The organism is Paracoccus sediminicola (genome assembly GCF_027912835.1).
Taxonomy (GTDB): Bacteria; Pseudomonadota; Alphaproteobacteria; order Rhodobacterales; family Rhodobacteraceae; genus Paracoccus; species Paracoccus sediminicola.
This window is the reverse complement of sequence record NZ_CP115768.1, coordinates 2,916,272-2,928,686: the sequence shown is the minus strand read 5'-3', so window position 1 is coordinate 2,928,686 and position 12,415 is coordinate 2,916,272. Positions and strand designations below refer to the sequence as shown.

The following is a 12,415-nucleotide window of genomic DNA, read 5'->3' as shown; positions in this document are numbered from 1 at the left end:
AAAATACAGGCATACTGGCCATCGGAAAGATTGCTCTTTTCATTTGGTATTGCTTTGGTATGTTATCCGTATGGAGGCTTCTATGGCTCATTTTCTGGGAATCGACGGGGGCGGAACCGGCTGTCGCGCGGCTTTGGCCGATGCGCAGGGCCGCGTGATCGGGCGCGGCGCGGGCGGTCCGGCCAATATCAACACGAATGTCGAGACAGCCGCGGACAATATTCTTACCGCGACCCGTGAGGCCATCGGTAACAGCGGCGCGCGCCCCGAGAATATCGTCGCCACGCTCGGCCTCGCCGGCGGCACGATGCCGGATGCAATTCGCGGGTTGCAGGCGCTTTTGCCCTTCGCGCGCAGCCAGATCGTCAATGACGCGATCACCGCCGCACGGGGTGCGCTTGGACCGGATGACGGGATACTTGCGGCACTTGGCACCGGGTCGGTCTATGCAGTCCAGCGCAAAGGCCGGATCACACAGCTTGGCGGTCGTGGTTTCCTGCTGGGCGACGAAGCCGGCGGCGCGGTTCTGGGCCGCACGCTCCTGTCGCAGGCCCTGCGCGCGGCGGACGGGTTTTCGCCGATGACCCCGCTGCTGCAAGAGATCCTTGGCGAATATGGCGGGATCGAAGGCATCATCAGCTTCGGCAATCACGCCAGCCCGGCGGATTTCGGTCGGCTCGCGCCTCGCATTGCCCGCTCGGACGACCCAGCCGCCCGGCAGATCTTCGACGAGGCCACCGCGCAGGTCGCGGCATCGCTGGAAACGCTTCAGGATGGCGGCCGGCTGCCGGTGGTCTTTATCGGCGGGCTGGGACAAAGCTATGCGGCCCGCATCGGCGAACGCTGGCCCATCCGCGCCCCGCTTGGAAACGGTGTCGACGGCGCGCTCAGCATGGCCCGCGAGCTGGGTGAGCAGACATGAACAGACTTTTCAGCCCCGCGGATTTCTCGGAGAGCGGTGGCGGTCCGCTTTATCTGCAATTGCAGAAACGAATCGCCGACGCGATTGCCTCGGGCGATCTGAAGCCCGGCGACAACCTGCCGCCCGAACGCGAGATGGCATCGCTCACCGGGCTTTCTCGCGTCACCGTCCGTAAAGGGGTCGAGGCGCTCGTCACCTCGGGTCAGCTGATCCAGAAACGCGGCTCGGGCACGTTTGTCGCGCCGAAGGTCGAGCGTCTGGAACAGGCGCTGTCGCTGCTGACATCTTTCACCGAAGACATGGCAAGGCGCGGCATGCAGGTGGAAAGCCACTGGATTGCGCGCGGGCTTCACGCGCCAACCCCGGAAGAGGTGATGGCGCTCGGGCTCGGGACCGATGATCGCGTTGCGCGGTTGGAGCGTGTGCGCAGCTCGGACAGCGTACCGCTGGCCATCGAACGCGCCTCGCTGTCCGCGGCGATCCTTGCGGACCCGAATACCGTAGAGACAAGTCTTTACGCCGTGCTCGAGTCGCGCGGAAAACGACCGGTGCGCGCTGTGCAACGCATCTCGGCCACGAATATCTCGGGGAAGGATGCCGAGCTGCTCGGCGTGTCGCCGGGCGTGGCAGGGCTGCGGATCGAGCGCGTCTCTTATCTGAGTTCGGGGCAAGTCGTCGAATTCACCCGCTCGATCTATCGCGGCGACGCCTATGACTTCGCCGTCGAGTTGAAACTGGCGCCAGAGCCTGAAAGGACCGCCAAATGACCCAGACACATATGGCCAGAGAGGTGGCCGAAATCCCGCAATCCGTCGCCCGGTTTCTCGACCGCTCGCGCGATAGCGTCGCCGCCTCCGCCGCTGCGCTGCGCGACACCGATCCGGGCGTAATCATTACCGTTGCCCGCGGATCGTCAGACCACGCCGCCGCCTATATGAAATATGCGATCGAGCTGCAGACGGGCGTGCCGGTGGCTTCGGTAGGGCCGTCCATCGCCTCGATCTACAAGCGCCCGCTGAAACTGTCGCGCGCGGCCTGTATCGGCATCTCGCAATCGGGCCGCAGCCCTGACATCGTCGACATGATCCGCTCGGCCCGGGATGGCGGCGCGCTCTCCATCGCTGTCACCAACAATGCCGACAGCCCGATGGCAGAGACAGCGGCGCATTGTCTGGCGCTGAATGCGGGCGAGGAAAAAAGCGTGGCAGCCACGAAGACCTTCGTGAATTCGGTCGTGGCCGGGCTGGCGCTTCTGGCGGAATGGACGCAGGACAAGGATCTTTGCGCAGCGGTCGCCGGACTGCCCGATGCTTTTGCCGAAGCCGCCGGCAAGGACTGGTCGCCCCTGTCCGACCGGCTGGCCAGCGCGAATTCGGCCTATGTGCTCGGGCGCGGTCCCGGAAATGCCATCGCGGGCGAGGCGGCGCTGAAGCTGAAGGAAACCTCGGGCACTCATGCCGAAGCCTATAGCTCGGCCGAGGTGCTGCACGGCCCTTCGGCGATCGTGCAGGCGAATTTTCCGGTGCTGGCGCTCGGCGTCGAGGACGCCGCCTTGCCGCATGTCGTGGCTACCGTCGAAAAGCTTGCCGAACAGGGCGCGGATGTGTTCCTGACCGGCGCCGACGCCAAGGGCACCACCAGGCTGCCAACGGTCGGCGGGCTGCATCCGATGGTGGCTCCGCTGGTTAATATTGCGAATTTCTACGCTTGCGTCGAAGGGCTGGCCCGGCGGCGCGGCTTCGATCCGGACACGCCTCCTCATCTGCGCAAGGTCACGGAGACTGTATGACACGGCTGACCATCTCTGCCCCTCGGATCTTCGACGGGACACGCATCTTGCGGGACCATGCCCTCGTCCTGTCGGATGACCGGATCGAGGCATTGCTTCCAGCGGCGGATGCCGGAACGCCGGATGTGATCTGCGAAGGGCTGATCTCGCCGGGGTTCCTTGATCTTCAGATCAATGGCGGCGGCGGTTTGATGGTCGGGGCAGAGACCGATCTCGCGGCTCTGACGCAAATCTGTGAAATCCATCGAGACCTCGGTTGCGCTGCGGTGCTGCCGACGCTCATCACCGACACGCCCGAGACCACCGCGCGCGTGATCGCGTCCGGGATCGAGGCGGCGACAACTCGGGTGCCGGGCTTCCTCGGGCTGCATCTGGAGGGGCCTCATCTCGATCCACGGCGCAAGGGCGCGCATCACCCGCGACTGATCCGGACGATGGGCGAGGACGATCTTGCGCGGCTTTGCGAAGCGGCGCGGGCCTTGCCCGTGCTGATGGTAACGCTGGCACCGGAATCGGTGACGCCAGATCAGATAAGCACGCTGGCAAAGGCCGGAGCGGTGGTCAGTATCGGCCACAGCGATTGCGATTACGAAACCGCCTGCGCCGCCTATGCCGCCGGGGCGCGCTGCGCCACGCATCTGTTCAACGCGATGAGCCAGCTCGGCCACCGCGCGCCGGGTCTCGCCGGGGCGGTGCTGGCCGGGGATGCGCCATTTGCCGGGCTGATCGCTGACGGTATTCACGTGCACCCTGCGGCGATGCGCACGGCTCTTGGCGCGCGGCAAGACGGTATCTTTCTGGTGACGGACTGCATGGCCTTTGCCGGGACACAGGCGCGCGAAATGACTCTGAACGGACGAGTCATCCGGCGTGAGGCGGGGCGGCTGACGCTGCCCGACGGCACGCTGGCCGGGGCGGATCTGCGCATGGATGCGGCAATTTCGACGCTGGTGACCCGGCTGGGCGTCGCGCCCGAACGTGCGCTGGCCATGGCCACATCCATTCCCGCCCGCGCGGTCGGGGTCGAGGATCGCCTCGGCTCCATCGCGCCGGGCCGCCCCGTGTCCCTGAGCCTTCTCGATGACGATTACCGGCTGAGCGCAACATGGCGCGATGGTGGCTGGCGCGCGGCCAATCCGGCCTGACGGCAGTTCGGGATCACACCGCCTCTGGCCCAAGCAGCAGCCGCCGTCCGAGAAGCGCGGCACTGCGCGCGGCCAGCCCGGCGGGGTCGAGCGAGGGATTGAACTCTACCATATCGGCCACCGCGATGTCGGGTGCGGCGGCGAACACGGCGTCGATCAGACGCTCAACCACCGCGAAAGGCACTCCACGGCCTGCGGGCGCGCTGACGGCGGGCATGGTGGCCTGCGGCAACACGTCGAGATCCAGCGTCAGGTAGATGTGATCGACCCTCGAAGCGAGGTCGGCAATCGCACGCTCCGCTGCCTCCGGCCCAAGTTGCAGCGCCGAATCCGCGATCATGGTCACGCCCCAGCCCTGCGCCCGCTCGGTCAGCGCCGCCGTGTTGGCCTCGGCCGCGACCCCGAGCACGAGATAGTCGAACCCGTCCGGATCTTCGTCGCGGATCTGCGCGAATGGCGTGCCGGAGGACGGCCCCTCCGCCCCGGTCTTCCGAATGTCCAGATGCGCGTCGATATTCACGATGCCGATCCGGCCCGGCCTCGCGCGGCGCAGTCCCTGCCAGCTGGCGAAGGCGGTCTCGTGCCCTCCGCCGAGCACCACCGCGCGCCCATGCGTGGCAAGCGCCGAGTAAATCTCTGCCGCCATCCGCTCCTGCCCCTGGTCCAGCCCCTGGCCCGGCACCGCAATATCACCAAGATCGGTGAAACCGCCCCATGCCGGAGGAGCCGCCAGCCCGGCCATGGCCTTGCGCAGAGCAGCAGGTGCCTCGGCGGCGCCGGGTCGGCCCTTGTTGCGGCGCACACCCTCGTCGCAGGCAAAGCCCAGAAGCGCGACCGCCGCCCCCTCTTTGCCTTCCAGATGATGCATCCGCAGCGCCTGCGGCCCATCCTCGGGGTCGCTGCGGCCGGTCCATTCGACAGGGGGTCGGTGCTCAGCCATAAAGCCACCCGGGAAGCCAGGTCGCGATCACCGGCAGCAGCCAGACCACCGCAACCGCCGCCGCCTGCAAAGCCAGATAAGGCACCACACCGCGATAGATCTGCCCGGTGGAGACTTCCGGCGGCGCTGCCCCGCGCAGGTAGAACAGAGAAAACCCGAAAGGCGGCGTGAGGAAGCTGGTCTGAAGATTGATCGCGATCAGCACGGCCAGCCAGATCGGATCATGTCCCATGGTGATCAGCATCGGCACGACGAGCGGAAGAAGTATGACCGAAATCTCAACGAAATCGAGGAAGAACCCGAGCAGAAAGATCAGCCCCATGGTGAATAGCAGCGCGCCGGTCGGCCCGCCCGGCATCGACTCCAGCAGATCGGCGAGCCGCTCCTCTCCGCCAAGCCCGATGAACACCAGCGAGAACATCCCGGCCATGAGGATCGTGGCAAAGATCATTGCGCTGACGGTGGCGGTCTCGGTGACCACGGCGCTGAGCATTCCGCCAAGACGGATGCGCCACGCCCCGAGTGCCAGCACCAGCATCGAGACCAGTGCCAGCACAGCATAGACCATACCCAGCAATTGCTGCGTCTCGGTCAGATCATTGCGCTGCATCCTCACCGGGGCCACCCCTGCCGCGATCGCCAGCGCCAGCAGCGCGAGAAACCCCGCCCAGAATTGCCAGCCGGGCATGCCGGCATGACGCGCCGCCAACAGCAGCGCGCCCGCCGCCCCCACGGCGCCTGCCTCGGTCGGCGTGGCGATGCCACCCAGGATCGCGCCCAGAACCGCGACGATCAGGGCGATGGGCGGCACCACCGCTGCCATGATCTCGGCCGCCGAGGGGCGTCCGGTTTCATCCATCACCGGAGTCATGTCTTGCGGCCGAAGCCAGGCGCGGATCACCAGATACAGCAGATAGATCCCGACGATAGCCAGACCCGGAAGCATCGCCGCCGCGAAGGTCTGGCCGACCGAGATGGTCTGGATCGAGAACTTGCCCTGCGCATATTGCGCCTGCTGATAGGCCGAAGACATCACGTCCGACAGGATGATCAGCAGCGTGGAGGGCGGTATGATCTGGCCAAGCGTGCCCGCCGTGCAGACCGTGCCGCAGGCCAGCGGCACATCATAGCCGTTGCGGATCATCGTCGGCAGCGCGATCATCCCCATCGCTATCACCGTCGCACCCACGATGCCGGTCGAGGCGGCCAGCAATGCCCCCACCAGCACGACCGAGATCCCAAGCCCGCCGCGGCGATGTCCGAACATCCGCGCCATTGTCTCCAGCAGTCTTTCAGCGATGCCAGAACGTTGCAGGATCACGCCCATCATCACGAAAAGCGGGATGGCGATCAGCGTGCGATTGGTCATCACGCCGAAGAAGCGCTGCCCGATCGCGCCGAACAGCCCGGCATCGAAGCCGCCGGTCAGCCAGCCGATCCCGGCGAACAGCACCGCAATCCCCGAGATGGTAAAGGCGACCGGATAGCCAAGCACGATCCCGACGATCAGCGCCGCGATCATCCACAGATCAAGCATTTCCCTGCCTTTCATCGCGTTGGACGGTCAGCCGCGCCAGATCGCGCAGGATCAGCGCCAGCCCCTGGATCGCCAGCAGCAGACAGAAGGCGAGCGTCAGCGATTTCAGCAGATACGAAAATGGCAACCCGCCGACCGAGATCGCCCCTTCCCGGATCGCCCATGAATTGCGGATCGCAGGAAAGCTCCACCACGCGATTACCGCCAGCGTCGGCATCAGCAGCAACATATGACCTGCAAGATCGAGAAGCGCCCGGCCCCTCGGGGACCACTTCGCATAGAAGATATCCACTCGCACATGCCGATCCATCAGCAGCGTATAGCCCGACGCGAGCATGAACAGGCTGGCGTGCGTATACAGCACGATCTCATCGGCCCAGATCGCGCCAATGCCAAAGACATAGCGCAGCAGCACGATGGCAAACTGCACCGCGAGCAGAAGCAGCGCCAGCCAGCGGACCGTCTGGCCGACGACGCGATTGATCGCGTCCAGACGGTCCGCTGCCTTCATCATTCGATGCCCATGGCCGTGGCACGTGCATTGATCGCACCGCCCTCGGAGCGGATCTGATAGCCTGCAATCAGGTCACGATAGGCCATGAAGCTTTCGGTGACGCGCTTCGTCGTGTCGTCACCGGCGAGCAGCTCTTGAAAGACCTCGTCCGCCGCCGTCGCCATCGCCTCCAGCACGCTGTCCGGCAGGCGTTGCACCTGCACCCCGTCCTCGGCCACAAGCTTTTCCAGCGCGCGGGCGTGGTTGGTCAGGTATTCGGTCAGCACCTCGTTATACAAGCTCTCGCAGGCGGCGCGCACGGCGGCCTTCAAATCGTCCGGCAGCCCCTCCCAGCTTTCCAGATTGACCGCGCATTCCTCGGCCGAGCCGGGCTCGCCGATACCGGGCCAATAGTAGTTCTTGGCGATCTGCTGATAGCCCACCGCAGCATCGGTCCACGGCCCGATGAACTCGCCCGCATCGAGCGCGCCGGATTGCAGCGCCTGGAACATCTCTCCGCCAGAGAGCGCCTGCACCGACATGCCCAGCTTTGTGCACATCTCGGAGGCCAGCCCCGTCGAGCGGAAGCGCAGCCCCTTCAGATCCTCTGGCGAGCTGATCGGTTCGCGGAACCAGCCCGCCCATTGCGGACCGGAATTGCCGCAGAGGAAGGGCTTCAGACCGAAACCGGCATAGACCTCGTCATAAAGCTCTTGCCCCCCGCCATAGGCCATCCAGCCGACCTGCTCCATCGCGGTCAGGCCGAAAGGCTGGCTGCAAAACAAAAGGATCGCCTTGGATTTGCTGCCCCAGTAGCTGGGAACCGAGTGATACAGATCGGCGGTGCCCTGCGACACCGCGTCGAACACGCCATTGCCGGGCACCAACTCTCCGGCGGCGAAAAGCTGGACCTCGATCCGTCCACCTGACAGCAGAGTGATGCGGTCAGCCAGCTTCTGCGCGGCCACGCCCGGGCCAGGCAGGTTCTTCGGCCAGCTGGTGACCATTTTCCATTGCAGCACATCCTGCGCGAGGGCCGGCGCAGCGAGGGCCGAGGCGGCGGCGCCGATCCCGGCAGTGGTCAGGAAATTTCTTCTCTTCATGGGTCGTCCTCCCTTGGTGACAATCTGCCCGTATCGCCGGTCTCAGCTCTGGCGGCCAAGTATGCCCGGCAAATCAAGCCCGTTTTCTTTCGCACAATCAATTGCGATGTCGTAACCCGCATCGGCATGGCGCATCACGCCGGTCGCCGGGTCGTTCCACAGCACATTGGCGATGCGGCGATCGGCATCCTCGGTGCCGTCGCAGCAGATCACCATGCCGGAATGCTGCGAGAAGCCCATCCCGACCCCGCCGCCGTGATGCAGGCTGACCCAGGTCGCCCCCGACGCCGTATTCAGCAACGCATTCAGCAGCGGCCAGTCGCTGACCGCGTCGCTGCCATCTGCCATCGCCTCGGTCTCGCGGTTTGGACTGGCGACCGAGCCGCTGTCCAGATGGTCGCGCCCGATCACGATGGGTGCCGACAATTCGCCGTTGCGGACCATTTCGTTGAAAGCGAGGCCCAGCTTGTGGCGCAGCCCCAGCCCGACCCAGCAGATCCGCGCGGGCAGGCCCTGAAAGCTGATCCGCTCGCGCGCCATGTCCAGCCAGTTATGCAGATGCGGATCGTCGATGAGCTCTTTCACCTTGGCATCGGTCTTATAGATATCCTCGGGATCGCCGGACAGCGCCGCCCAGCGGAACGGACCAATGCCTCGGCAGAAAAGCGGGCGGATATAGGCGGGAACAAATCCGGGGAAGGCAAAGGCGTTCTCCAGCCCTTCTTCCTGCGCGACCTGTCGGATATTGTTGCCATAATCCAGCGTCGGCACATCGGCATTCCAGAAATCGACCATTGCCGCAACATGGGTCTTCATGCTGTCACGTGCGGCCTTCTCAACCGACTTGGGATCGCTTTCCTGCTTGGCGCGCCACTCCGCCACGCTCCAGCCGAGGGGCAGATAGCCATGCACCGGATCATGGGCCGAGGTCTGATCGGTCACGATATCGGGGCGCGGACCGCCTGCCTTCATGCGGCGGACAAGTTCGGGATAGATCTCGGCCGCATTGCCGATCAGTGCGACTGACTTCGCTTCGCCCGCCTCGGTCCATCGCTGGATCAGCGCAAGCGCCTCGTCGAGGTCATGGATCTTTTCATCGACATAGCGCGTGCGCAACCGGAAATCCGCCCGCGTTTCGTCGCATTCGACGGCCAGGCAGCAGGCCCCGGCCATCACCGCGGCCAGAGGCTGCGCGCCGCCCATGCCGCCCAGACCGGCGGTCAGGATCCATTTGCCGGTCAGGTCGCCGCCGTAATGCTGACGCCCGGCTTCGACGAAGGTTTCATAGGTGCCCTGCACGATTCCCTGAGAGCCGATATAGATCCACGACCCGGCGGTCATCTGCCCATACATGGCGAGCCCTTTCTTATCGAGCTCGTTGAAATGGTCCCATGTCGCCCAATGCGGCACCAGGTTGGAGTTTGCGATCAGCACGCGCGGCGCATCCTTGTGTGTGCGGAAGACGCCGACCGGCTTGCCGGATTGCACCAGCAAGGTCTGATCCTCCTCAAGCCGGCGCAGGCTGTCCACGATGAGATCGAAATCCTCCCATGTCCGGGCCGCCCGGCCGATGCCGCCATAGACAACGAGCTCGGCGGGGTTCTCGGCCACGTCGGGATGCAGGTTGTTCATCAGCATCCGCAGCGGCGCTTCGGTCAGCCAGGATTTCGCGGTCAGATCTGTGCCGGTGGTCGGGCGGACTTCGCGGGTGTTCTTGCGGCGGTCGATCATGCGTTGTTCTCCAGTTCAGGGAAGGCGATGCGCGTCGCCTCGGTCAGCGCGCCGCCCGCGATCAGCGCCGAGGCGCGGTCGAGATCGGGGGCGATGAAGCGGTCTTCGGTCAGCGGCGCGATCTGGTCCCGCAGCCGCGCGATCGCGGCGGCGACGGCGGGGCTCGGCTGAAGCGGCGCGCGGTGGCGTATGCCCTCTGCACCGGCAAAGGCCTCGATCCCGAGAATGCGGAACAGATTGTCGCCCATGCGCAGAAGCCGTCGCGCGCCATGGGCGGCCATGCTGACATGATCCTCCTGATTGGCGGAGGTCGGGGTGGAATCGGTGCTGCACGGATTGGCGAGATGCTTGTTCTCGCTCATCAGCGCCGCCGAGGTCACTTCGGCAATCATCAGGCCGGAATTCAGCCCCGGATCGGCGGCGAGGAAAGGCGGCAGATCGAAGGACAGGCTCGGATCGACCAGAAGCGCGATCCGGCGCTGCGAGATGGCGCCGATCTCGGCCATTGCCAGCGCGATCATATCGGCGGCGAAGGCCACCGGCTCGGCGTGGAAATTGCCGCCCGAGACGATGCGATCTTCGGCGATCAGCACCAGCGGGTTGTCGGTGGCGGCATTCGCCTCGCGCGTCAGCGTCACCGCTGCCTGCCGCAGCAGATCCATCGCCGCGCCGGTGACCTGCGGCTGGCAGCGCATGCAATAGGGGTCCTGCACGCGCGGATCGTCCTGCCGATGGCTTTCACGGATTTCCGAGCCGTCCAAAAGCGCGCGCATCACCGCCGCCGCCTCGATCTGGCCGGGATGACCGCGCAGCATGTGGATCTCGGTGGCAAGCGGCGCGGTGGAAGCCATCGCCGCATCGATCGACATGCACGAGGTCAGCAGCGCACCCTGCGCGGCCTGCCACGCCATGAACAGGCCCGCAAGCGCATTGGCCGTCGAGAACTGCGTGCCATTGATCAGCGCCAGCCCCTCTTTCGGGCCAAGCTCGACCGGCTCCAGCCCGACCGAGCGCAGCGCCTCGGCGCCGGGCAGACACCGGCCGCCGACCTCAGCCTCGGCCTCGCCGATCATCACCGCAGCCATATGCGCCAGCGGCGCGAGATCCCCCGACGCGCCGACCGAGCCCTGGGCGGGCACGACCGGCATGACATCCAACTTTAGCATCGCTTCCAGTAGCGTGATAATCTCAGGCCGCACGCCTGATGCCCCGCGCCCCAACGAGATCAGCTTCAGCGCCATCATCAACCGCACGATTTCAGGCGGGCTCGGCTCACCGACACCGGCGGCGTGGGACAGGATCAGGTTGCGCTGAAGCGTTGTCGTATCTTCCGCCGGAATGCGGATCGAGGCCAGCTTGCCGAAGCCGGTATTGACGCCATAGACCGGCTGATCGCCCATCGCCGCCTGCTGCACGCGTTCCGCCGCGCGGCGCACCGCATCAAGCGCGGACGGTTCCAGCCGCGCCGGGGCGGCCTGCGCCCAGATCTTTTCCAGCTCGATCAGACGCACCGCGCCGGGAGTGAGGGTCAGCATGGGGTTCCTTTATAGTAACGCGTGTAAAGCGGCGCGTCGCCGATGCGATAGGTAAGCTCGGCCGGCGTCTCTGCATCCCAGATGGCCAGATCGGCGCGCAGCCCCTTGGCGATGCGCCCCCGGTCGTTCAATCCAAGCGCGGCGGCCGCATTGGCGGTGGCACCGCGCAGCGTTTCTTCGGGCGTCATGCGGAAGAGCGTCGCCGACATATTCATCGCCAGCAGCAACGAGCTCATCGGCGCAGAACCCGGATTGGAATCGGTTGCAACCGCCATGCGGACGCCCGCGTTGCGAAGCGCTTCGACCGGCGGCAGCTGCGTCTCGCGCAGCGTGTAGAACGCGCCGGGCAGCATGACGGCGACGGTCCCGGCATCGGCCATGGCGGCAATGCCTTCCGCCCCGAGATACTCCAGATGATCCGCCGACAGCCCGCCACGTTCCGCCACCAGCACCGCGCCGCCAAGATCGGAGAGTTGCTCGGCATGGAGCTTGACCGGCAGGCCTAGCACGGCGGCGGCGTCGAAGACACGGGCGATCTGGGGCGGGGTGAACGCGATATTCTCGCAGAACCCGTCCACCGCATCGACCAGACCTTCGGCGGCCGCGTCACGCAGTGCCGGAATGCAGATCTCGTCGATATAACGATCCGCGTCCTGCCCTTTCGGGATGGCATGAGCGCCGAGGAAGCTGGTCACCACATCGACCGCGCGTTCCCGTGCCACGCGCCGGGCAACGCGGAGCATTCGCAGCTCGGTGTCACGGTCCAGCCCGTAGCCCGACTTGATTTCAATTGTGGTAACGCCTTCGGCAATCAGCCGGTCGGCGCGGCGCAGCGCCCCTGCCAGCAGCACATCTTCGGACGCCGCGCGGGTGGCCTCCACCGTTGAGACTATTCCGCCCCCGGCCCGCGCCACCTCCTCATAGCTGGCACCGTTCAGCCGCATCTCGAATTCCTCGGCGCGGCTGCCCCCATAAACGAGATGGGTGTGGCAATCGATCAGCGCCGGTGTCACCAGCCGCCCGCCAAGATCCTCGGCCGGAGCGTCGCGGAAGCCATCGGGAAGATCCTCATCGGGCGCAAGACAATCAGCGATCACCTCTCCCTCGATCAGAAGCCGGGCCGGGCGTGGCGCATAGCCCTCGGCCCCGGGCTGCATTGAGGCCACGCGGCCATTTTCCAGCACTCGACGAATCATTGGCTCCTCCTCCCAGCCTTTATG

The 12,415-nt window shown here is 65.6% G+C and carries 11 protein-coding genes; 4 read left to right on the top strand and 7 right to left on the bottom strand.

The window, feature by feature from the left end; genetic code table 11:
* Nucleotides 1–82 precede the first annotated feature (82 nt).
* From PAF18_RS14370 to nagA, 4 genes are read left to right on the top strand one after another with little or no spacing between them, the layout of a single operon-like run.
* Nucleotides 83–922, top strand: coding sequence for a glucosamine kinase nucleotide-binding domain-containing protein (locus tag PAF18_RS14370; RefSeq protein ID WP_271116370.1), 840 nt, complete (start codon nt 83–85; stop codon nt 920–922).
* Nucleotides 919–1,689, top strand: a complete 771-nt coding sequence (locus PAF18_RS14365) for a GntR family transcriptional regulator (RefSeq protein ID WP_271116369.1) — start codon at nt 919–921, stop codon at nt 1,687–1,689. Before PAF18_RS14370 ends, PAF18_RS14365 begins: the two co-directional genes overlap by 4 nt.
* Complete coding sequence (locus PAF18_RS14360; RefSeq protein WP_271116368.1) at nt 1,686–2,711, top strand: SIS domain-containing protein; 1,026 nt, start codon at nt 1,686–1,688, stop codon at nt 2,709–2,711. Before PAF18_RS14365 ends, PAF18_RS14360 begins: the two co-directional genes overlap by 4 nt.
* Nucleotides 2,708–3,856 carry an N-acetylglucosamine-6-phosphate deacetylase gene (gene nagA / locus PAF18_RS14355; protein ID WP_271116367.1) on the top strand — a complete coding sequence of 383 codons (1,149 nt, stop codon included), beginning with the start codon at nt 2,708–2,710 and terminating at the stop codon, nt 3,854–3,856. Before PAF18_RS14360 ends, nagA begins: the two co-directional genes overlap by 4 nt.
* Before the next feature lie 13 nt (nt 3,857–3,869).
* Here the strand turns inward: nagA and hutG are convergent, their stop codons facing one another.
* From hutG to hutI, 7 genes are read right to left on the bottom strand one after another with little or no spacing between them, the layout of a single operon-like run.
* Nucleotides 3,870–4,796, bottom strand: a complete 927-nt coding sequence (gene hutG, locus PAF18_RS14350) for a formimidoylglutamase (RefSeq protein WP_271116366.1) — start codon at nt 4,794–4,796, stop codon at nt 3,870–3,872.
* A complete protein-coding gene (locus tag PAF18_RS14345) occupies nt 4,789–6,333 on the bottom strand; it encodes a TRAP transporter large permease (protein WP_271116365.1) in 1,545 nt (514 codons plus the stop codon). The genes hutG and PAF18_RS14345 overlap by 8 nt, the downstream gene beginning before the upstream one ends.
* Nucleotides 6,326–6,847 (bottom strand): TRAP transporter small permease subunit, encoded by a 522-nt coding sequence (locus tag PAF18_RS14340; protein WP_271116364.1) that lies wholly within the window; start codon nt 6,845–6,847, stop codon nt 6,326–6,328. Before PAF18_RS14340 ends, PAF18_RS14345 begins: the two co-directional genes overlap by 8 nt.
* A complete protein-coding gene (locus PAF18_RS14335; protein WP_271116363.1) occupies nt 6,844–7,929 on the bottom strand; it encodes a TRAP transporter substrate-binding protein in 1,086 nt (361 codons plus the stop codon). Before PAF18_RS14335 ends, PAF18_RS14340 begins: the two co-directional genes overlap by 4 nt.
* A 42-nt stretch (nt 7,930–7,971) precedes the next feature.
* A complete protein-coding gene (gene hutU / locus PAF18_RS14330) occupies nt 7,972–9,660 on the bottom strand; it encodes a urocanate hydratase (protein ID WP_271116362.1) in 1,689 nt (562 codons plus the stop codon).
* Nucleotides 9,657–11,195 carry a histidine ammonia-lyase gene (gene hutH / locus PAF18_RS14325; RefSeq protein WP_271116361.1) on the bottom strand — a complete coding sequence of 513 codons (1,539 nt, stop codon included), beginning with the start codon at nt 11,193–11,195 and terminating at the stop codon, nt 9,657–9,659. Before hutH ends, hutU begins: the two co-directional genes overlap by 4 nt.
* The gene (gene hutI / locus PAF18_RS14320) at nt 11,189–12,391 is read right to left on the bottom strand and encodes an imidazolonepropionase (protein ID WP_434802226.1); all 1,203 of its coding nucleotides are present in this window, start codon (nt 12,389–12,391) and stop codon (nt 11,189–11,191) included. The genes hutH and hutI overlap by 7 nt, the downstream gene beginning before the upstream one ends.
* Nucleotides 12,392–12,415: the final 24 nt, after the last annotated feature.

What these genes read in the sequence shown, in the direction of transcription:
- nagA (WP_271116367.1), top strand. Translation starts at nt 2,708, where the DNA reads ATGACACGGCTGACCATCTCTGCCCCTCGGATCTTCGACGGGACACGC.
- PAF18_RS14365 (WP_271116369.1), top strand. Translation starts at nt 919, where the DNA reads ATGAACAGACTTTTCAGCCCCGCGGATTTCTCGGAGAGCGGTGGCGGT.
- hutG (WP_271116366.1), bottom strand. Translation starts at nt 4,796, where the DNA reads ATGGCTGAGCACCGACCCCCTGTCGAATGGACCGGCCGCAGCGACCCC.
- hutI (WP_434802226.1), bottom strand. Translation starts at nt 12,391, where the DNA reads ATGATTCGTCGAGTGCTGGAAAATGGCCGCGTGGCCTCAATGCAGCCC.
- PAF18_RS14335 (WP_271116363.1), bottom strand. Translation starts at nt 7,929, where the DNA reads ATGAAGAGAAGAAATTTCCTGACCACTGCCGGGATCGGCGCCGCCGCC.
- hutH (WP_271116361.1), bottom strand. Translation starts at nt 11,195, where the DNA reads ATGCTGACCCTCACTCCCGGCGCGGTGCGTCTGATCGAGCTGGAAAAG.
- hutU (WP_271116362.1), bottom strand. Translation starts at nt 9,660, where the DNA reads ATGATCGACCGCCGCAAGAACACCCGCGAAGTCCGCCCGACCACCGGC.
- PAF18_RS14370 (WP_271116370.1), top strand. Translation starts at nt 83, where the DNA reads ATGGCTCATTTTCTGGGAATCGACGGGGGCGGAACCGGCTGTCGCGCG.
- PAF18_RS14345 (WP_271116365.1), bottom strand. Translation starts at nt 6,333, where the DNA reads ATGCTTGATCTGTGGATGATCGCGGCGCTGATCGTCGGGATCGTGCTT.
- PAF18_RS14340 (WP_271116364.1), bottom strand. Translation starts at nt 6,847, where the DNA reads ATGATGAAGGCAGCGGACCGTCTGGACGCGATCAATCGCGTCGTCGGC.
- PAF18_RS14360 (WP_271116368.1), top strand. Translation starts at nt 1,686, where the DNA reads ATGACCCAGACACATATGGCCAGAGAGGTGGCCGAAATCCCGCAATCC.